We start from the raw sequence: 21,940 nt of genomic DNA on the forward strand, positions 1-21,940 counted from the left end.
GACTCAAACTGCGCGTCTAACCTGCTCATCCAGCAGTTGTGAAGTAATATCGGCAGATGGCGGAGAAAGTTTACGTTTTTTTACTGCGCGGGAAGGTGGCTGGCAGAGACTGCAAACAAAGCTATTTCGTGGTTGATGCGCATGGGTGATAAAAGTCCCACCACAGCAACTGCAACCTGAGAGTTGCAACATACCACTGTCAACGAATCGAACCAGGGTCCAGGCACGAGTTAACGCCAGTAATGGCGGTACTCCAGACTGATCAGGACACTGTTCCAGATAAAGACGATAGGCCTTAATAACGGCCTCAACACCGGTGCATTGCCCGCTTTTTAGCAGGAAGCTATAAGCGTTATAAAACATCGATGAATGAATGTTTTGTTCCCAGGTCATAAACCAATCAGTCGAAAACGGCAGCATTCCTTTAGGTGGCGGACTCCCTCTCAGCTCTTTGTAGAGCTTAATTAATCGCCCCCGGCTGAGTTGCGTTTCGCTTTCAAGCATCTGCAAACGCGCACCTAAAGTGATCAACTCCATTGCCAAATGAATGTCTTTAGCTTCCTGAACAATACTTTTCACAACCATCAGTCATGCTCTTTTTTTAGGCGCACTACCGTCTTGTAACGATAGCTCGTGGAGTAAGTGACTCGACAATAGGATCCCTGTGTGGATTTGCTGCAAGTCATCGACACGAGATTCTTTCGTCAGATGATGAATAGTGTTGTGGTCACTGAAACGGAAATGACAGACTAATTGGTTAGTCTCAGCTAATTTAACCATTTGCGGTAAAGTTAACTGCGCTAATGCGTCGGCCATAGTATCTGTAATACCCAGACGAAACATCGCTGAGGCTTTTTCATCGTTAATTAACCGTTGTGCTAAAAGCAAGTAAGACAAATTAATATCATAAATATGTTTGAGTAATTCAGACGTACTCATTTTATACATCCCGACTGATTATGTTTTAAAACATAAGTTGGATGATAGAATTCTTCACCCAAGACCTGGGATCCTTCCCGCTATACAGTTAATTAAAACCCATAGAACTAAAAGTAATTAAAACCTACTGGTGTTACATTACAAAAATACCATTTTGGTATGAAATAACATGTCGTAAACTTGGCAGCTCGATTTTGTGCTGCTCTGATAGTGCATCTTGCTATGCAACTTTTCTTACAAAATATTAGGATTATTCCTAAAGAGGCCCAACTCTACTCCCGAATCGTTAGCACATACAATGTGACTAGTGATTCATTTTAAATGTAATGTGATATAGATCACAAAAATAAAATATAAAGCTGTTTCTTACACTCATAATTGTTCACTTTTCACTCACACTCATGGTTAAAAAACACTCACAAGTCAGAAAAGAGCTAAAAAACTAGATATATAGGCCCAATTCTTAGTGTTTTTAGATCAGTTCGAACAAAAGCATTCCTAAAGCAAAATAGCAGAACATAAATCTGTTATAACCCAAAATTATCAGCAGTAAGGACTAAAGCAGAGGATTATAGTTCGGTTATCCTATAAGTACCCTTCCGAAACTATTTTGTTTTAACGAATATTTATGCGATTTCACAAAACACCGCCTACCGACCATTTATTAACCTATTTACCTTTTAACGTTAAAAAACCCAACAACATGTATTAAAAAAGGCAACAGAGGTAACTGCATGTTTCAATTCAACGCTATTGCACACATTTCATTCTGCCGCAGTTTCAACTGCGGTTCATATCCGCGTTTTCACAAGGAATTTGTGAATAAAATGTAATTAAAAATAATTAATAATGTTTGAAACATAAGTTTCAAATATTGCTTATTAGCGACTATTTTAATTAACGCCCTATCACGGCTCGCATTATTGGCTGGTCGTAACCAAATGTGACTGACATCCCATTTATCAAAGGTGTATTCCCCTAACCTTTAATCTATAGCCGCGCTTATGGGAGCTTAATGATGGGATACAGAAATGTACTGGTCGCAGTTGCCCTTTCACCCGATAGCCAACAATTGGTTAATAAAGCCGTTTCTATCGTGCGGCCCTATAATGGCAGGGTTTCGTTAATCACCCTGACAACTGAGCCAGAAATGTACAGCAGTTATGCTGCCCCCATGCTGGGAGACTTGCGTTCTGTGTTGCAAGAAGAAGCGCAACTATTTATGGAGGAGTTAGCGATTAATGCTGATTATCCCATAGAGGATAGATCCATTGTGCACGGGCAATTCGCTGATAGCATGGCTTACGTTTGCCAACAGCAGCATATTGATTTAGTTATCTGCGGTAACCACAGTACAAGCCTGATGAATAAACTCTCCTGTTCTGCTGCCAAGCTGATTAATACCAGTAGTGTCGACGTATTGATCGTCCCACTTTAATTAACCCGTAGCTGTGCATTGCGACAACCGTTCTGTCAGCACCGTAATGCCTTTCGCTGTGTTGCCGCACTATTAGCTGAAATCATCCCGCCGAGTTCTACTATTATTCTCAACACGCGTTATTTTTAATATTCGCTATGTTCACTACCGGCCTTTTTACTCCGTCCAAGTAAGGGAATTTGATGCCTCAAGATAAAACCAGTAACCGCCGTATTCTGCTGGCTTCACGCCCACATGGCACACCAACCAGCGAAAATTTCACCTTAGATATTCAACCTATTGCGCAACCCGCAGCAGGTCAGGTGCTACTTCGCACTCGCTATTTGTCGCTTGACCCCTATATGCGTGGCCGTATGAGCGACGCCCCCTCCTATGCCGCGCCGGTTGAAATTGGTGACGTCATGGTAGGCGGGGCCGTCTCACGCGTTGAAGCCTCTAATCATCCGGGGTTTCAAGTGGGTGATTGGGTTTTGGCCAACAGTGGCTGGCAAGACTATACGTTATCGGATGGTGCTGGTATCCGCAATTTGGGGCCACAACTCTCCCATCCTTCACGCTCTCTGGGCGTTTTGGGCATGCCTGGTTTCACGGCTTATATGGGACTATTGGATATTGGTCAGCCCAAAGCGGGCGAAACCCTGGTCGTTGCCGCTGCCAGTGGCGCGGTTGGTTCAGTTGTCGGGCAAGTCGGTAAACTAAAAGGATGCAAAGTTATCGGGATAGCCGGAGGATCGGAGAAATGCCGCTATGTGGTGGAAGAATTGGGCTTCGACGCCTGTATTGACCACCGGGCAACAGATTTTGCGCAACAATTGGAAAAAGCCTGTTCTGACGGCATTGATATTTATTATGAAAATGTAGGTGGTGCGGTATTTGACGCGGTATTGCCATTGCTGAACCCACGCGCCCGTATTCCAGTATGCGGGTTGATAGCACGCTATAACGATACAGAATTACCGGACGGCCCGGATCGTTTGCCACTGTTACAAAGCATCATTTTGCGCAAACGGATTAGGATGCAAGGATTTATCATTTTTGATGACTATGGCCATCATTTTGGTGATTTCCTACAGCAAATGACCCAATGGGTTGATCAGGGCAAAATCAAGTTCCGTGAAGACTTGGTCGACGGACTAGAAAATGCGCCGCAAGCCTTTATCGGCCTATTGGAAGGCAAGAATTTTGGCAAGTTGGTGATTCGCGTCAGTAATGAATAGTCGAAATAATTCCGGGGCCAACTCGCCCCGGAAACTGTTATATCAATGCCCTGATAGCAACAAATAGTCTTGCCGGATATAAAACCTAGACATTAATCGAAGCAATTACAACCACTCACCGAAGCGGCGAATATAAAATTGCTTCATCATTTGCGCAACAATACAGTAGCTGACTAAGGTACCTGCCAACCAAGGGAAATATTGCCACGGTAATGGTTGCAATCCGACTAATGCTCCCAAAGGTGAGAACGGAATATAGATACCTATTGCCATGATCAATCCGGTCGTCAATAGCACTGGTAAGGCGGCGGTACTTTGAATAAACGGTATTTTTTGTGTGCGCAACATATGGACAACCAACGTCTGCGACAACAGACCTTCAATAAACCAACCGGACTGGAACAAAGCCTGATGCTCAACACTGTTAGCCGCAAAAACAAACCACATCAGTGCATAAGTCGTAATATCAAAAATTGAGGAAGTTGGCCCAATCCATAGCATAAAGCGGCCAATATTCTTAGCATCCCACTTACGCGGCTTGCGTAAAAATTCTTTGTCCATTTTATCCCACGGCAGGGAGAGCTGGGAAATGTCATACATCAGGTTTTGTAACAGCAGGTGGATGGCAAGCATGGGTAAGAAGGGAATAAATGCACTGGCAACCAGCACTGAGAACACATTGCCGAAATTCGAGCTAGCCGTCATATTCAGATATTTGATGATATTACCGAAGGTTTCACGCCCTATAATAACCCCCTCCTCCAGCACCATCAGATTCTTTTCTAACAGAATAATATCTGCCGACTCTTTAGCGATATCAGTGCCAGTATCAACCGATATCCCCACGTCAGCATCGCGTAATGCCGGTGCATCATTGATGCCATCGCCAAGAAAACCAACGGTATGCCCATTGCTTTGCAGCATTTTTAGCACCCGTGATTTTTGCAAAGGGGTAAGTTTGGTAAACACTGTGCGCAACTCGACTTCACGCGCTAACGTTTCATCATCCATACCTTCAATATCACGACCACTCAGCGGCTCCCCCGGCTCCAACCCGACATCGCGGCAGATTTTTGCCGTAATAATCGGGTTATCGCCCGTTAACACTTTTACTGCAACACCATTTTCTCGCAGTGCGGTGATAGCAGCCTCTGCGCTCTCTTTTGGCGGATCGAGGAAAGTCAGTAGCCCTTGAACAACTAAATCACGTTCATCATTAATATTTAACGGTAATTCACTGAGCTGAGTCCCTAATTCACGGGTTGCCAGTAACAAAACACGAAAACCGTCTTCATTATATTGTGTGGCTAACGCCAGTAATTTGGCTCTGCGGGCTTCATCCAGTGGGTATATCTTATCTCCCTCGCGAACTTGGGTGCAGATACTCAGCATCTCTTCCACCGCACCTTTGCAAATTAAGCGCTGGTGCTGCTGCTCATCTTTTACCACAATTGACAGACGACGACGGATAAAATCAAACGGTAATTCATCGACCTTGTTAAAGCCGCGCAAAGCATCTATTTCAGGTTTACCGCGGCTAAATTTTATGACCGCCTGATCCATCAGATTTCGCATACCACTTTGATGGAAACTATTAAGCCATGCTAATTGCAGCACTTTATTGTCATTGCTGCCACTGGCATCCAGGTGGTGTTCAAGAATGATGCGGTCCTGGGTTAATGTGCCGGTTTTATCTGTGCACAACACATCCATAGCACCAAAGTTCTGTATTGCATTCAATCGCTTAACCACAACTTTTCGCCGTGACATAGCAATTGCGCCTTTCGCCAGGTTAGAACTGACAATCATTGGCAACATTTCAGGGGTTAACCCAACCGCAACTGCCAATGCAAATAGTGCCGCTTCAGTCCAATCACCTTTTGTAAAACCATTAATTAGCAATACAATCGGTACCATTACCAACATAAAACGAATCAATAACCAACTGACACTGTTGACGCCACGATCAAATGCCGTCTGTGCGCGTGTGCCAACAATCGACTTAGCAAGCGACCCGAAATAAGTATGCCCGCCGGTAGCCACAACCACAGCCATTGCCGTTCCACTGGCAACGTTAGTTCCCATCAGACAAATATTAGATAATTCAAGTAATTCACTCTCGCTATTGGCATCCGCATCTACTGATTTTGAGCTGATGGCCCCCATTGCGTCGTACTTTTCAATAGGGATAGCTTCTCCGGTCAGGATCGCCTGGCTGATAAACAAATCTCTGGATTTAATGAGCCGTAAATCTGCCGGAATCATATCTCCGGCGGATAACAGAATGATATCCCCCGGCACTAATTGCTTAATCGCAATTTCTTGTTTTGCCGGTTGGGCACTATGGCTACTACGGCGTAATACTGTGGCGGTGGTTCGCACCATCGATTTCAGGGCTTCAGCCGCTTTATTGGTGCGGTACTCCTGCCAGAAACGCAATAAACCACTGATCAATACCATCGTCACAATAATTGTGACACCAATCAGATCAGTCTCCTCACCCTGTTGTAATGGCAGCCAATAATCAGTAAAGAAACTGATTGCCGCCAATACCATCAAAACAAAAATAAAAGGGTTATTAAATGCTGCCAATAACTGAAGCAACGCTGGGGGCGCTTTCTCATGTGCTACCTGATTAATGCCGTATAATTCCAGTCGCTCCCTGGCATCCTCTTCTGTCAGCCCATTTAAATTAGCATTCAACTTGGATAATGTTTGATCCAAACTATTCTTGGCTTCTTGCGCGATAGCAAAAGTTTTTTTATTACTGTTACGGCTGGTAACTGTTTTTTTGAATTGGGTCATAACGCTTCTCTTTTAATTCTAAACGCACAGGGTTTATCCGCTCAATTATTGAGAGATAAATGTGCTGAACTATTATTGCGCTGCCAACTTTGTATTTATATTTAATTAGCAGCGACTAATTTGGTTAACTCCGGGGTGATCGTCCATAACAACTCCTTACTACCACGTGGGTCAGTATTTAATTATTTATTGCAAAAAATTGAACAATTTATTAATGAGTAAATTACTTTATTATTAAGCAGGTAATTCAGATGCGATACGCCAATGGACAGCACTGACGCTCCGCTCCAGACTGACACGGCAAACAATACTTTCAATTTCTCTTTGCGCTGCGGGTGTCGCCATTATTTCTGCACACACTTCCAATTGACCGGGTTTGGCAATATCTGCACTGCAAAGTGACTGTAATCGTAATGCCACACCATTTAACGCCTGTAAAATAAGGGTGCGAACCAATATCTCATCTTCCGCACCACAAGTGACCTGAATCCGGTAACGAACTTCCAGGTCTATGGCTTGTTGTTGAGGCTGCATATTAATCCGTTGCGCCGCCTCCCGTAACAATATATTGGCACACAGAATAACGGCAGTGGCGGCCACTGCATTCCAATACAGTCCCAAGCCACAAAGCACACCAATACCCGCCGAGCACCAGAGTGTAGCTGCGGTGTTCAGGCCACGAATATTCATGCCTTCACGCATAATGACGCCTGCACCCAAAAAACCGATGCCTGAAACAACTTGAGCGGCGATACGACCAGGGCTATCAGGGGATGTGGCATAAGAGCTGAGAATAAATACTGCAGCACCGGTCGCGACTAATGCATTAGTACGTAAGCCCGCCATACGCTGGCGCCATTGTCTTTCAGCGCCAATTAATGCGCCCAAACACATCGCCAGTAATAAATTTACGACAAAAGGAGTTAATGCCATGATTCTCTCCATGAATTAATCATTGGTAGAATAATCATGTGCTATTTAGCACACAGGTAATTGTGCTGAGATATATAACCCGAGGGTATAAATCAGCAATAGTCTGTGTTTCTGCCAGGAGGAAAAAGTGCGTGGTTGTTAAATACCATAATAAAAACCCGAATTATTACCCTCGATGATTAAACATCGAGTTAAATATTACACCCACACTCATTGGCGTTATAACCAGACAACGATTGAATGAATCTCGTTGCGCTGACTAAAACATGGGCTTCAAGTGAACAAACACCACCAGCGCCACGATAACGTCAAGTAATAAGGGTCTACTTGGGTATGCACAACTCAGGAAATAAGAGAGGGTGCTGCCCGCCATTTTCGGCAAGCAACAAATCTGTAGAGAGATAGGTTAGCTTGCCTTGCTTATTTGACTACTACTTTGCGTATCCATTATTTTCTCCACCGAAATTTTTCAAGAGTATAGTTGCGTGTGATAATTATGTAAAGTCTATATTTCTAAACAAAACCTAAACCAGCCCCAATGAATTAAACAATAAATTTAATATTTATAATATATCGATTAATTACATCATACTCTACTCAAGCCATTGAGCATGCGTCAGGGGCATATAAGAATAAAACAGAGATAAGAGAATCAACTCAAACACTCTTACCTGCCATTCCCCGCGTCGGCGCCCATACTCAATCACCTTCGCTAAGACTCGCGCACAATGACACCTATACCCCCTAACTCAACCAACTGAGAGCATCCCCCTGTCCTTACCATCAAGTCATTGACGCAATTACAGAAATCCCATCAATCTTTAATCCAAATTGCGATCGTGATCCCATTTATAACCCTAACTATTTTAGCTCCGTTGCCGATAGGTTCTTAAAGGACTGTTGAAATTTTTTTAGATATAGGGGTGGATTAACTTTAAGTAGCGATGCCTGTACCCACCGTAAATCGGCGTTACAGCGAACCAGGCTATAGCTTCAACCATACCGGGTACATCAGGCAAGGACCTTTCCTCGAGCGACTATAGAAACGGAACTAACAATGAAACGTGGAAGTACGCATCAGCCATTGGATATAAAAATAGCGCCAGAACAGAATAAAAATACGAAAGTATTGTTTATTAATAATATGCGTCTGGTCACGTTGTTTATCGCCATCTTGGCGGGAATACTGCTTTTATTTGCAGCGGCGATTGGGACGTCAGGTTACTTCTTAAAACAGAGTAACCAATCACTGGAAGAGGCGACGCAAGAACTAGATATCCGCCTGGGTCTGTCTAACAGTTCGAACCACCTGCGTACTGCACGCCTTATTCTGATTCAAGCAGCATCAGCGGCACGTATCGGTGATACCGAGGGTTATCAGCAGGGGCTAAAAAACGCTGAGAGCCGTATCGCTCAATCGCAGCAAATGTTTAATCTCTACTATAACCGTCCGGTTAAATCCGAAACGGATAGCGCATTAGATGCACCATTGAAAAAAGCCTATGAACAGTATCGCGACGAGGGAATGAAACTCATGCTCGACGCGACGAAAGAAGGTCATTTTGAAGAAGTTATTTCCCTTGAAGCTGAAAAACTTAATCAGTTGGATGATGCTTATAATGAACCACTGCTGAAAGCAGTTAAGTATCGTACCGAACGGGCTAACCAGATTAATCAGACCGCCCAACAACAAGCCCGTCTTGGTTATATGCTGATGGGAGGCGCTTTTATTCTGGCCATCTTACTGACATTAATTGCTTTTTTAGTGATCAGCAAAGTCATCATCAAGCCGATTAATTGGCTGGTAGCACGTATTCAGCGTATTGCTCAGGGGGATTTGACACAAAGTTCGGTCTCATTTGGCCGCAATGAAATTGGTGTGCTGGGTAACAATATTCAACAAATGCAGGATTCGTTATCCCTAACTGTGGAAGCTGTGCGCAGCAGTGCTGAATCTATTTACCAAGGATCGAGTGAAATTGCACTGGGTAATACCGACCTTTCGGCACGTACCGAGCAACAAGCCGCATCACTTGAACAGACCGCCGCCAGCATGGAGCAACTGACCGCAACCGTAAAACAAAATGCGGAGAATGCCCATCATGCGAGCCAGCTCGCAGCCAACGCATCAGGTAAAGCTGCCCAGGGTGGCGATATCGTTAATGATGTTGTTAGCACGATGGATAAGATATCCCTCAGTTCAATGAAAATTGCTGAAATTACCAATGTAATTAATAGTATCGCGTTCCAAACGAATATTCTGGCTCTGAATGCTGCGGTTGAAGCTGCCCGGGCGGGTGAACAAGGCCGTGGTTTTGCTGTAGTGGCCAGTGAAGTCCGTAATCTGGCACAGCGCAGTGCCGATGCTGCCAAAGAGATAGAATCGTTGATTGAGGCCTCGGTTGACCTGATTGGTGATGGATCCATTCTGGTGTCCGATGCCGGTAAAGCGATGAATGAGATCGTGACAGCCGTTAGTCATGTAACTGATATTATGGGTGAAATTGCCTCTGCTTCTGATGAGCAGAGTCGTGGTATTAGTCAGGTTGCCCAGGCAGTTTCAGAAATGGACAATGTCACGCAACAGAATGCCTCTTTAGTTCAGGAAGCGTCAGCGGCGGCGGCCTCTTTGGAACAACAAGCTGAAATCTTGACTCAAGCCGTTGCAGTATTCCATTTAAAAGGCGGCAACCCTGCCCCGTCACTGAAAACTCCGGCACCTATGTCCACCAAACAGAAGAGCGCGGTCGGGAATAAGAAGTCCGGTGACGACTCACTAAACTGGGAAACGTTCTGAGTTAACACCAGAAACCGTTCAACCAAACTATAGTGACGATATTTAGATAGCAAAACCGGAGGCAAGGTGTACTCACCTTCCTCCGGTTTTTTATTGCGTCGCCCGCAGCACAACAGACAGAACACCAATGTTACGGGTGAAGCGGCTCGACAAAGGTGCCATCATGGCTATCAATCTCGTTAAAGAACCAGACACCTGAGGGGTAATCTTCCAACGAAACCAGATACATAATACCCTCACTAAACTGCTCAACCTCTAACACAACCCCCTCACGCCGTGGGCCGCCATCGGTTTTTACTGTCACCCGATCATTCACTTTCATGATATTACCTTCAATTAAATCAATGCTGCTAGTGTAGTACAGAATAAGGTGAGAATGATAAGGTTTACGTATAAACAACGGTATGCTTTTGGTGAATATATTCGAGGGCAGAACAGTATTGGCTTACTGAGTAAGAGAAGCTGAGTTAATCAGAGTCGAGGGGATAAAGCAGAGGATCTTACTGGATGCCAGAAAGTAAAAAACCCGCCTTAGCGGGTTTTTTTATAATCAGCCAAAGGCCAATTAGATTGCAGTTACGTTTGCTGCAGACGGACCTTTAGCACCGTTCTCGATAGAGAATTGTACATTCTGGCCTTCAGCCAGGGTCTTGAAGCCTTGATCTTGGATTGCAGAGAAGTGAACGAACACGTCTTTGCTGCCATCAGCTGGAGTGATGAAACCGAAGCCTTTAGACTCGTTGAACCACTTTACTTGACCTTTCATCATGTTAGACATGTGTATTTCCTTTATTAAAAAAATTTGCCACCATGGGCGTGTTATAGCCGGTTATCAGTCGTTACTTATGGAGGCACTATGAAGGAAATTCGTCAGTGAAGAGCTATCAACGATAACGCTTTAAATATGAACCACTTTACTCAAGATGTCGTGCATAAATAGGTCTGTACCACAGGCCGAGACGCATTAACTCATGACCGGCTTTTAATAGCAACTCTTTTTAGCGGGCAAACTACAGATTCTTGTTTGCATGGCTAAAATAAAACCAAAAAAGCTATTAATTATACTCTTGATGCCCACTTTTACGCAGAATAATCATAAAATTTATTGTTACTAAACTACTGCTGCCCAAACGCTGGCGATAATAAAAAGAGCAAAATATATTAAATAGGCTGTTTCACGTCATGTTTTCCGATGGGTACTGAAAGTTTATCTCATGAGTTTGCTATAATATGCAGCCACCTACCCCTGAGAGGAACACATGAGGCCGAAGTCTGTCACCTTAGATGATGTTGCACGTCAGGCGGGAGTGTCATATCAAACCGTATCACGTGTTTTAAACCAGGCCCTTCATGTCTCGCCAAAAACCCGCAGCAAGGTCGAACAGGCCATGGCTGACTTAAACTATGTTCCGAACCGCGTAGCACAGCAATTAGCGGGGAAACATAGCCTTACGCTTGGGCTGGCAACGGCAGATCTCGCGTTGCATGCCCCCTCTCAAATAGCCGCAGCGATAAAAAGCAAAGCCCGCGAGTTGGGATACGCAATAGTGATTGCCATGGTTGATGATCAAACTGGCCCAGCCTGCCAGCAAGCCATAAATGAGCTATTAGCTCAACGGGTGGACGGGATCTTAGTGAATATTCCGCTGAAGCCCAAAGGCTGCGAGAAAATTGTCCAACAGTGTGCTGATACTCCAGTGCTGTTCTTGGATGTTGATCCACAATCTACCGCCTTCAGTGTTCTGTTTGATGCCAAGGTCGGGGCAGTTCAGGGGGCTGAACACCTAATTAGCTTAGGCCATCAGCAGATTGCCCTTATCTGTGGACCCAAAAATGCCATTTCAGCCCAGTTACGTTATCAGGGCTGGTTACAGGTACTCAATGATGCCTCGTTAATACCGCAGGCGGTCTATCACGGTGAGTGGAATGCCAAAAGCGGCTATCAGACCACACTGCAACTCATTACCAGCAACATCCCTTTTAGCGCCATTTTGGTCGCTAACGATCAAATGGCTCTTGGTGTATTACGCGCTCTGCATGAGCATAATATCAATGTCCCTGAGCACGTCTCGGTCATTGGTTACGATGACACCGCAGACAGCGCCTATTTCCAACCGCCACTGACGACTGTCAGGCAGGACTTCAAGCAATTAGGGGAAGAGAGCGTTTCCCGCCTGATTGTCAGGCTGCACCACTCAATTGAGCTACCTTCTGAGTCTCTCTTGTTAGCCACTGAACTGACAATACGCCAAACAACAGCACGCTTTAAGCGCTCTATCCTTAAAAACGAATAAATGCGATCACTCTCGACTATTTATCCAACCACTATTTACTTTATCTGTCGTTGAATTCATCTTTACCCCAACACAATTGTGAGCGCATAACATTTTTACCCTTTGATCACTTACCAGCACAAAAAGTATCCACGCACATCGCAGAAATGAGGCTGATATCATGACGTCACAGCAGAAGGTTCAACAGCAGGTTCAACCGCCCCTATCGCAGATTTTGTCACGCAGAGATTGGGAGAACCCGCAGGTGACGCAGTATCACCGCCTTGAAGCACATCCTCCCTTTTACAGTTGGCGTGATAGCGACAGCGCAAAAAATGATACCCCTTCGCCACAACGGTGTTTACTCAACGGACAATGGTCATTCAACTATTTCGACCAGCCAGAAAGAGTACCAGATGAGTGGGTTGAGCACGATTTATCGGGAGCGAGATTACTGCCAGTCCCCGCCAACTGGCAACGCCATGGTTACGACACCCCGATTTACACTAACGTCCAATACCCTATTCCGGTCGACCCGCCGCGAGTACCACAACAGAACCCGACCGGTTGTTATTCGCGTAATTTCGTTTTAGAGCCAGATTGGCTCTCATCAGGCCAAACACGCATTATTTTTGATGGTGTCAGTTCCGCATTTTATCTGTGGTGTAACGGGAAATGGGTGGGTTATTCCCAAGACAGTCGCCTGCCTGCTGAGTTCGATCTCACTCCTTACTTACAGGCAGGTGATAACCGTATCGCCGTTCTGGTTTTACGTTGGAGTGATGGCAGTTATCTGGAAGATCAGGATATGTGGCGCATGAGCGGTATTTTCCGTGATGTCAGTTTGCTTCACAAACCAGCGATCCATTTGCGGGATATCCATATCGCCACACATTTGTCCCCGGAGTTCAGCTCTGCCAATTTAGAGGTAATGGCAGCGATAAATATTCCTCCACTCAGCATCAACGATCCACAGATAACTGGGGCTTATCAAGTCCGCGTACAATTGTGGCTGGCAGATAAGTTAATTAGCAGTTTGCAGCAACCGCTAGGTACCCAAGCCATTGATGAACGAGGGCAATACACTGATCGCACCCATCTTAAGCTGCGGGTGGAATCCCCCTCTTTATGGAGTGCAGAACAACCCACACTGTATCGCGCCGTGATTTCGCTGCTCACTCAGCAGCAAGAATTGATTGACTCAGAAGCCTATGATGTCGGTTTTCGACAAGTTACCATCCACCAGGGTCTGCTTAAAGTTAATGGTAAAGCGGTATTGATTCGGGGGGTGAACCGTCATGAACATCATCCGCAAACCGGTCAGACCATCGATGAAGAGAGCATGCGGCAAGACATCATTCTGATGAAACAGCATAACTTTAATGCCGTGCGCTGCTCACACTATCCAAACCATCCATTGTGGTACCGCCTGTGTGATCGCTATGGTCTGTATGTTGTGGACGAAGCCAATATTGAAACACACGGTATGCAACCGATGGGGCGTCTCGCGGATGATCCTCAGTGGTTCTCTGCTTTCAGCGAACGGGTTACGCGTATGGTTCAGCGTGACCGTAATCACGCCTGTATCATTATTTGGTCTTTGGGCAACGAATCTGGCCATGGCGCAACCCATGATGCCCTCTATCGCTGGATTAAAACCAATGACCCGACACGTCCGGTACAATACGAAGGCGGCGGCGCAAATACGCTCGCGACCGATATTGTATGCCCAATGTATGCTCGCGTGGATGAGGACCAACCTTTCCCAGCGGTGCCCAAATGGGCAATCAAGAAATGGATTGGTTTGCCTGATGAATCTCGCCCATTGATTCTGTGTGAATACGCTCATGCAATGGGTAATAGCTTCGGTGGGTTTGCCCGTTACTGGCAGGCATTCCGCCAATATCCTCGGTTACAGGGTGGTTTTATTTGGGATTGGGTAGATCAAAGCCTTATCCGCGATGATGAGAATGGTGAACCTTACTGGGCTTATGGCGGTGATTTTGGTGATAGCCCCAATGACCGCCAATTTTGTATGAACGGGTTAGTTTTCCCTGACCGCAGCCCTCATCCCAGCTTGTACGAAGCACAATGCGCGCAGCAGTTTTTCCAATTTTCATTACTGAGTACCACGCCACTGGTGATAAGTGTCACCAGTGAATATCTGTTCAGACACAGTGATAATGAACAGCTCTATTGGCGAATTGAATTAGACGGCAAATTGATACAGGAAGGTGACTTTTCTCTTGATTTATCTCCTGAGACTACGCAGCACTACAGGCTGGCAGAGCAATTACCCCTGACAGATAAACCCGGCCATTTATGGTTAAACGTTGACGTCAGGCTGAGAACAGAAACACCTTGGGCAGCCAGCAACCATCGCAGCGCCTGGCATCAATGGCGTTTACCTCGGGCGCTATCTATACCCCGCCGCTCTGTGCCAAATAGCACTGAGCTAAATAGTACCGAGCCAAGCGAGCTTCAGCTCATCCAAGATGCGCACTCGATTATGGTGACTCACCAGCAACAGCGTTGGCAGTTCAATCGTCAGACTGGCTTGCTGGAACAATGGTGGGTGGGTGAATTACCGGTGTTACTTAGCCCGCTGCGTGATCAATTTGTTCGTGCGCCACTGGATAACGATATCGGTATTAGCGAAGCAACCCGTATCGACCCCAACGCCTGGGTCGAACGCTGGAAAAAGGCGGGAATGTATCAGTTGGAACAACGTTGTCTATCATTACACGCTGATAGCCTCTCCCACTCAATACAAATCTGTGCCGACTACAGCTATGAGTTTGCCAATGAAGTGCTATTGCATTCACATTGGTTATACCGTTTTGATCAGCAAGGCCGTATGACCATTGATGTTCAGGTTGAAGTGGCAACATCACTTCCCCCTCCGGCCAGAATCGGTATGTGCTGCCAACTATCAGATCTCGCTCCATATGTTGACTGGCAAGGGTTAGGGCCACATGAAAACTATCCTGACCGGCAGCTTTCAGCACAATATGGTCAGTGGTCACAGCCGCTTGAGCAGATGCACACACCCTACATTTTCCCGAGTGAAAATGGCTTACGCTGTAATACCCACTCTCTGCGTTACGGAAACTGGCAATTAACCGGTCGGTTCCATTTTGGTATCAGCCGTTACAGCACGCAGCAACTGATGATAACCAGCCACCAGCACTTACTAAAACCCGATCAAGGTACCTGGTTGAATATCGATGGTTTTCATATGGGGGTCGGTGGTGACGACTCATGGAGCCCTAGTGTTCACGCTGATCACTTGCTGACGGATGAAAGCTATCACTATCAGGTCTGCTGGCACTATAAGGGTTAGGCTTAAGCTTAGCGCGGCGTACGGTGGCTATCTCGTCACCGTATGCCGCGGGTTATCCTGGTCCACAATTTCAGATTTATACCTATAGCGTAAGAAAAGTAATGTTCATACAATCAAAGCGTTCCAAACATCTCTTAGTCTTGATTGTAGCCCTGCAAGTAAGCCATACATGCACGACTCCTTTGCAAATTTGTGCGCCCACTCTGTTGGGCGCTTTTTTTGTTTTCTACTTCACTGATGTTTTCTGACGCTTATTTTTATCATCACTTAAGCACATTCTCGTCATGAATTATTTCCATTACCAGACTAAGATAGTCTCGTAGTCACCGGCATAGCATCGGACTTACCACTTTTAGGCGACAAGAGGAATATTATGACATCGTTAACGCACCTCCCGGCGAATATGGTCGCAATTGAAATCACTCAGTCTGGTGGACCTGAAGTCTTAGCGGCCGTACAGCGTCCAACACCGATGCCTGCTGCGGGCGAAATATTAGTTAAAGTTTCAGCCGCAGGTGTTAACCGCCCTGATGTGATGCAACGTCGTGGTCAGTATGCGCCGCCGCCGGGGGCCTCAGATATTCCTGGATTAGAAGTTGCCGGCGAAGTGGTCGCCATTGCGGCTGATGTGAGCCGTTTTAAGATCGGAGACAGAGTCTGTGGGCTGATAGCTGGTGGGGGTTATGCGCAATACTGTGTCATACATGAAACCAATGCCTTACCTATTCCCTCCCCCCTTACTGATATTGAAGCAGCGGCGTTACCTGAAACATTCTTTACCGTATGGACCAACCTATTCCAACGAGGCCATTTTAGCGCCGGCGAAACAGTCTTAATTCACGGCGGATCTTCGGGTATTGGGACCACCGCAATATTACTGAGCAAAGCATTTGGCGCACAGACAGTGATTGTCACTGTGGGTTCAGAGGAAAAACGTCAAGCGTGCCTGAAGTTAGGGGCAGATGTTGCTATTAACTACCACACCCAAGATTTTGTCACTGAAACTAAACGCGCTACTGCCGGTAAAGGGGCTGATGTTATTGTTGATTTAATTGCTGGAGAGTATGTCGGGCGCAATTATGAAGCTGCGGCCATGAATGGGCGTATTGTTCAAATTGGTACACAAAATGGTAATGCTAAAGATCTTAACCTGATGTTAATGTTGCTAAAACGCCTGACACACACCGGATCCACATTGCGCTCTCGTAGCGTTGCAGAAAAGGCACTGATCGCCCAAGAACTGGAAAAGCAAGTCTGGCCTTTACTGGGTAAGGGCAATATGAAGCCGCAAATCTGCCAGACATTCCCACTGGAAGAAGCATCGAAAGCGCATGAGTTGATGGAAGGCAGTACACATATCGGGAAAATTGTTTTGACCGTTTAAAGCAATGCAAAACGATAAAAACCGCTATTATTTATACTCATCCGCAGAAATCGACACTCAAGGGTTGATTTCTGCGGATGAGTAAATAATATACATCACTATTATCCCTTATCAGCCTATAACAGTTTAGCTAACTAATTTATTGAACTGATATACTTTAGATTTGATCTTCTATGTTAATCTATAACAAACCATTATGGTTTAATTTTTATGAGTCATTAATCACAAGGTCATAATTATGGACATAATTAAAAAAATATTAATTGACGACATCGCAAGAATAAATCAAAAAGAAAAAAGAGATGGCCGGTTAAAATTTAACAGCGATTTTGTCTACAAACATCCCTACCTTTGCCTGGCAATGCTAGTGTCATATTTTTTCGTCTTAGTTTTGATGTACTTAACGCCATACTTTGGCACAGGCTACATGATTGCATTTACCGCTTTCTTTGTCCTGATGTCAGCCATCCTTATGATGGAAATCAAACCTGTATTTAAGTTTGAGGATATTGGCATTCTTGACTTACGCGTTTGCTACAACGGAGAGTGGTTCTTTAGTCGTGCGTTATCAACACAAGCAATTGATGAAATATTAAATAACAAGAATATCAGTGATGACTTTAAACTTCGCTTTAAGCATATTATTAATAATAAAGGCGAAATAGATTTTTATGATGTCTATGATTTGGCTTATTTACAAAAAAAGCCCTCACGGTTTAATGAACCAAACGTCACCTCCTCGTTAGCCAGTTCGTCAGTTATTGGGCAGTAAATACCCGTATTCATAACACTTATGCCCCGTATGGGGCTTTAATCGTTATATCAAAGTAGCCTTTTTATCCAGCATACTCATTAGTTTTGTTAGGCAGATATCGTTAATACGCTAAAATTTTGCCTATAATAAGGTTAATGCTCCTAATAAAAAGAGGCTAATAGGTATGGATAAAATTGATGAACAACTGATTGCTATTTTAGCGGAAAATTCTCGGATATCTCTAAAAGATCTGTCACAACAAGTGGACCTCTCCTCTCCGAGTACATCCGAACGTCTGCGGCGTCTTGAAGAACGTAATATCATCCGCAGTTACACTCTAGACTTAGACCCGCGAGCTTTCGGTTATAACTTGCAAGCCATTGTCCGGGTCAAGCCCTTGACGGGAATGCTGCATAGCGTTGCAAAGATGATCCAGGAGACACCAGAATGTGTTGAGTGTGACAAAGTAACCGGTGACGATTGCTTTATTAGCCGTCTATACCTTCAGTCATTGGAGCAATTAGATGCCATCACTGACCATTGGTCTGAACACGCCGAAATTCATACCTCAATCGTAAAATCATCCCCTATTATGCGGCGATTACCCCCATTAATGCAGCCAATCAGGGGCACAAAAATCTAAAATATGTGCCTCCAGGCTCACTTTATTTATAATAAAGAGTTATGCTTCCTACCATTAGATAGATATCAAAAAATGGATAGTTGATGAGCAGTGAAACCCTAAGCCAGGTGCCGGAGTCATTGATTCTAACACTCCCCAACAGCAGTTGGGATCAGAGTGAAACAGAAAATGCCCGCGCTATTGAGGCTCTAGAACAAGGTAAAGTGCTATTTTTACCTCATCTGGCCTTTGCACTAAGTGAACAGGAGAAACAACTGCTCAACCCTGCATTGGTTGATGTTAAGCGTAAAAATATCAGCTTCAAGCCAGTGGAAGGCACGTTAACGGGTGTTATTGATGAAAGCAAAATTACCTTAACCCGTCAGTTACTTGAACGCTATTACCAACGTTGCTTAAATTTAATTAATCAACTATTGCCAGAGTATAAATCTGCCCTGCACAGCCCAACCAATAGTTTACGTTTACACCCGGTTGCGGCCTGGCGTGATAACACATCATGGCGTAAAGACGATAGCCGCCTACATGTTGATGCATTCCCTTCACGCCCCAATTATGGCGAACGTATCATCCGTATCTTCACCAATATCAACCCTCAGGGTGAACCCCGGTCATGGCGTGTTGGCGAAAATTTCACCCAGTTGGCCAGCCGTTATTTACCGCAACTGGATGACTACTCCCCTATCAGTAGTTGGCTACAAAATAAAGTGGGTATCACTAAACGCCGTCGCAGCCATTACGACCATTTGATGCTTCAGTTACACGACAAAATGAAGTCCGATTTGGATTATCAGAAGAATGGCTCACAACAAGCGATTGATTTCCCATCGGGCAGCAGTTGGATCTGTTTTTCTGATCAAACCCCCCATGCCGCAATGGGTGGGCAATATATGTTAGAACAAACTTTCCTATTGCCGGTTACCGGCATGAAACACCCTGAGCAATCCCCGTTAAAGATACTGGAATCATTGACACAGAAAGCACTAATATAATCCATACAGAGATTCCACTAATCCGCCAACTCGGCGGATTAGTGATTAAAAATATCATTGCCAAACCGCACCGGTTATATCGCGAGTAAATTAGCAAAAAAAATCATTGTTAAGCTTGATCCTCGATAAAAAATAAATATAATTTCTCACGTTATGTAAGCCAACTCCGCAATGGTTTTACTTGAGGTAAATAGATTAGCCTCATCGAGCACAATCCATATAGGGTATATTATTGCTCTGTTTGTGATTTTAGATAGCAGTTTTATTATATAGCTTATAATCATGGAATCTGATCAGATAGCGATTGGAGGTTAATATGGTTAAGGTCTATGACAGAAACAGAAACCAAATTATCCCGGGAAAACGTGTAATGGTCGCACAAACCGGTGAGATTGACGTGGCAAAAGCTATCCATGCCGACGGGCTGGCCCCAGTACAGGCCGAACGGGAAAGAGTGGTTGAATTGCAGCAAACAGGTGAACGTTATGTGCCTTTCGATTTAGTCAGACTAGGCTAATAGTCGTGAGTGCATATAATGAATAGATTTAGACATGCGACTTTCTTGGCAAAAATTGAAAAGCTAATTTATTAGCAGTGGCACTAATATGCTGGGGCACCTATATTAAAAGGTCGCCCCATCATTTTTATATAACCTTGCTATTTATATAATTATGGCATTTAACAACACAACTATGATAGCCATCAACTATAACAATAGAGAGTGGAATCCTAGCCAACACTTATTATCATCAACTCCCAATAATATATCCGGCGGGTGTTAATGGCCGCCCGTCGGATCAGCGTTATTTAAATATGACAAGCCGGTTCAATCGCCTGAGCCACTTTCTTTTGGAAGGTCTCAAGCTGACAAAGTTTGTCCTCTCCGCTGTTTTCACAACCTTCAATCGCAACAGGAACCCTACCTGCCGGATTGTTTTTCAAATCTAGTTTCTCAGCATTTCGTAATTGCTCCATGGTTTGATAGAACATTTTCACCGCGACATAGCGTTGATGATTATCTGGGTTCTGCCATAGCTCAAAGACTAACCCTCCACCGGGCGGTGTATTATCGGGTTGCTGTGGTAGTTGCCAATTGGCACCCAACATTCCGCCAATATTGGCAATATTCGTATCATGCCCACCAAGGAAAAGAACTTTGGTTTGTGGTGATAACGGCAGTGTTTGTCCCTGAGCATCGCGCTGAAGGACGAGTGCGGTCTCGATCTGTTGCAATAATGGAGTGCCCTTATGACGAGCGATATAAGGTGTTTTGGCCATTAAATCAAATTGCGCATTATGCAACGATAATAACGAGATCCAATTTTCTTCTCCCGTTAACCGATGCCAGGCAACATCGGGCATCGCTTGTGAATTCTGTAGCAGGAAGATCTCACCCAAGGTTGATGATAGCGCCAATGGTCCACTGAGCGAGACTTTTGTCCCGGTATTATTCACCGTGATTTCATTCGCTGCAAATTGGGCAAAATCACAGGTTTTTCCTTGCTGTTGTAGTGATTTACAGTAAGGCGATGCTGCAAAGTTCAATACCTCGCCCATCTGGGCAAAGGGTTTAGCATAGCGCTGGCTCAGTTCACTTAATGGCGCACCCAGTCGCTCCTCAACAGCCTGATGGGTCTGTGTCGAATCTAACTTACACACCCCCGCATCGACCGGGTGAAATAGCGGATCCACTTTTTTCAAATCAGCCTGATAATGTACTTTCAGGCCGCACCCCGGTGCTATTCCATCAAGAAATGCCTGCCCGGTTAAACGCGTTCGTTGATCAATATCGGCCTGCGCATAGATAGCCGTATCAGTTGGGCACCCTGGCGCGAGTAACCCTTTGCTACGGAAGTAATCGCCATAGAATCCGCCCATCAATGTTACTAATTGTGCACCTCGGGGGGTTAAGTATCCTGCGGCGACCGGCCATTGCGGCCACTTGTCGGGGGTTACATCATTCATTAACTGTGTTTGTTTGGTCGGCGAGCGGACACCATGGCGGCTCAAAATAACCACGCGCTCCAATGTGTAACCGGTAGGCGGGATAGCAACCGGTGCGGCACTAATCGCGCTGCTACTTAGCATCAAGACCAGTGCGGATAATCGCAGACTATCTACTGTTACTGTCATAATTTTATATCCTTATTAAAACTACGAATACTTTTGCCTCAACGAGTATGGTCGACGATCGACGCCCCCACAATGTGCGAAAGCAATAAGCAGTAGGAGTGCTAATAAGTGCTATAGCGCAAAAAATTATGTCAATTGGCGCTAAACTTGATTCGCTTCTCAGTGTTAGAACGATAATTAGCCGATTATGTCATTAACAATATTTATATTGAAAGGAGGGAGGGTACAAATCCGCTTTATCATTCCGGCTATTGTCCGAAAAGCATTAAGCGCATAAAAGCATTTGGCACAT

At 44.9% G+C, this 21,940-nt stretch carries 17 protein-coding genes; 10 read left to right on the forward strand and 7 right to left on the reverse strand.

Annotated features, from left to right (window positions below):
- Positions 1 to 3: 3 nt before the first annotated feature.
- On the reverse strand, positions 4 to 585 hold the full coding sequence (gene flhC / locus V1953_RS12705; protein WP_083159175.1) for a flagellar transcriptional regulator FlhC: 582 nt from the start codon (positions 583 to 585) through the stop codon (positions 4 to 6).
- 3 nt (positions 586 to 588) lie between these two features.
- Positions 589 to 939, reverse strand: a complete 351-nt coding sequence (gene flhD, locus V1953_RS12710; protein ID WP_193784677.1) for a flagellar transcriptional regulator FlhD — start codon at positions 937 to 939, stop codon at positions 589 to 591.
- Between the two features lie 1,018 nt (positions 940 to 1,957).
- On the opposite strand from flhD, the gene uspC reads away from it, so the two are divergent.
- Positions 1,958 to 2,377 carry a universal stress protein UspC gene (uspC, locus tag V1953_RS12715; RefSeq protein WP_083163715.1) on the forward strand — a complete coding sequence of 140 codons (420 nt, stop codon included), beginning with the start codon at positions 1,958 to 1,960 and terminating at the stop codon, positions 2,375 to 2,377.
- Positions 2,378 to 2,559: 182 nt separating this feature from the next.
- The gene (locus V1953_RS12720) at positions 2,560 to 3,594 is read left to right on the forward strand and encodes an NADP-dependent oxidoreductase (protein ID WP_442850995.1); all 1,035 of its coding nucleotides are present in this window, start codon (positions 2,560 to 2,562) and stop codon (positions 3,592 to 3,594) included.
- Positions 3,595 to 3,699: 105 nt separating this feature from the next.
- Here V1953_RS12720 and mgtA read toward each other — a convergent pair whose 3' ends face one another.
- A complete protein-coding gene (gene mgtA, locus V1953_RS12725) occupies positions 3,700 to 6,399 on the reverse strand; it encodes a magnesium-translocating P-type ATPase (protein ID WP_083159178.1) in 2,700 nt (899 codons plus the stop codon).
- A 234-nt stretch (positions 6,400 to 6,633) separates the two neighbouring features.
- Positions 6,634 to 7,332: an MgtC family protein gene (locus V1953_RS12730; RefSeq protein WP_193784678.1), complete on the reverse strand. Its 699-nt coding sequence runs from the start codon at positions 7,330 to 7,332 to the stop codon at positions 6,634 to 6,636.
- Between the two features lie 1,057 nt (positions 7,333 to 8,389).
- On the opposite strand from V1953_RS12730, the gene V1953_RS12735 reads away from it, so the two are divergent.
- Complete coding sequence (locus tag V1953_RS12735) at positions 8,390 to 10,129, forward strand: methyl-accepting chemotaxis protein (RefSeq protein ID WP_083159180.1); 1,740 nt, start codon at positions 8,390 to 8,392, stop codon at positions 10,127 to 10,129.
- 130 nt (positions 10,130 to 10,259) lie between these two features.
- Here V1953_RS12735 and dsrB read toward each other — a convergent pair whose 3' ends face one another.
- Both dsrB and cspE read right to left on the reverse strand, forming a co-directional pair.
- Positions 10,260 to 10,451 (reverse strand): protein DsrB, encoded by a 192-nt coding sequence (gene dsrB, locus V1953_RS12740; protein WP_193784679.1) that lies wholly within the window; start codon positions 10,449 to 10,451, stop codon positions 10,260 to 10,262.
- A gap of 243 nt (positions 10,452 to 10,694) precedes the next feature.
- Entirely contained in the window at positions 10,695 to 10,907 is a 213-nt protein-coding gene (gene cspE / locus V1953_RS12745) for a transcription antiterminator/RNA stability regulator CspE (RefSeq protein WP_002210893.1), read from the reverse strand.
- A 481-nt stretch (positions 10,908 to 11,388) separates the two neighbouring features.
- On the opposite strand from cspE, the gene V1953_RS12750 reads away from it, so the two are divergent.
- The 7 genes from V1953_RS12750 (at position 11,389) to ydfZ (ending at position 20,032) form a co-directional block, all read left to right on the forward strand.
- Positions 11,389 to 12,423, forward strand: a complete 1,035-nt coding sequence (locus V1953_RS12750) for a LacI family DNA-binding transcriptional regulator (protein WP_083159181.1) — start codon at positions 11,389 to 11,391, stop codon at positions 12,421 to 12,423.
- A gap of 160 nt (positions 12,424 to 12,583) precedes the next feature.
- Positions 12,584 to 15,745 (forward strand): beta-galactosidase, encoded by a 3,162-nt coding sequence (locus V1953_RS12755; RefSeq protein ID WP_442850996.1) that lies wholly within the window; start codon positions 12,584 to 12,586, stop codon positions 15,743 to 15,745.
- A 373-nt stretch (positions 15,746 to 16,118) separates the two neighbouring features.
- Positions 16,119 to 17,129 carry an NAD(P)H-quinone oxidoreductase gene (locus V1953_RS12760; protein ID WP_420073736.1) on the forward strand — a complete coding sequence of 337 codons (1,011 nt, stop codon included), beginning with the start codon at positions 16,119 to 16,121 and terminating at the stop codon, positions 17,127 to 17,129.
- Positions 17,130 to 17,367: 238 nt separating this feature from the next.
- Positions 17,368 to 17,901 (forward strand): YlaC family protein, encoded by a 534-nt coding sequence (locus V1953_RS12765; protein ID WP_083159184.1) that lies wholly within the window; start codon positions 17,368 to 17,370, stop codon positions 17,899 to 17,901.
- A gap of 166 nt (positions 17,902 to 18,067) precedes the next feature.
- Complete coding sequence (locus V1953_RS12770) at positions 18,068 to 18,526, forward strand: Lrp/AsnC family transcriptional regulator (protein WP_083159185.1); 459 nt, start codon at positions 18,068 to 18,070, stop codon at positions 18,524 to 18,526.
- 83 nt (positions 18,527 to 18,609) lie between these two features.
- Positions 18,610 to 19,515, forward strand: a complete 906-nt coding sequence (locus V1953_RS12775) for a Kdo hydroxylase family protein (RefSeq protein WP_372569009.1) — start codon at positions 18,610 to 18,612, stop codon at positions 19,513 to 19,515.
- Positions 19,516 to 19,831: 316 nt separating this feature from the next.
- A complete protein-coding gene (ydfZ, locus tag V1953_RS12780; RefSeq protein WP_050084375.1) occupies positions 19,832 to 20,032 on the forward strand; it encodes a putative selenium delivery protein YdfZ in 201 nt (66 codons plus the stop codon).
- A gap of 290 nt (positions 20,033 to 20,322) precedes the next feature.
- Here the strand turns inward: ydfZ and V1953_RS12785 are convergent, their stop codons facing one another.
- On the reverse strand, positions 20,323 to 21,648 hold the full coding sequence (locus V1953_RS12785; protein WP_083159187.1) for an AppA family phytase/histidine-type acid phosphatase: 1,326 nt from the start codon (positions 21,646 to 21,648) through the stop codon (positions 20,323 to 20,325).
- Between the last annotated feature and the right edge of the window lie 292 nt (positions 21,649 to 21,940).

Origin of the sequence: Yersinia sp. 2541 StPb PI, from assembly GCF_052217145.1 — a bacterium.
GTDB lineage: Bacteria > Pseudomonadota > Gammaproteobacteria > Enterobacterales > Enterobacteriaceae > Yersinia > Yersinia enterocolitica_E.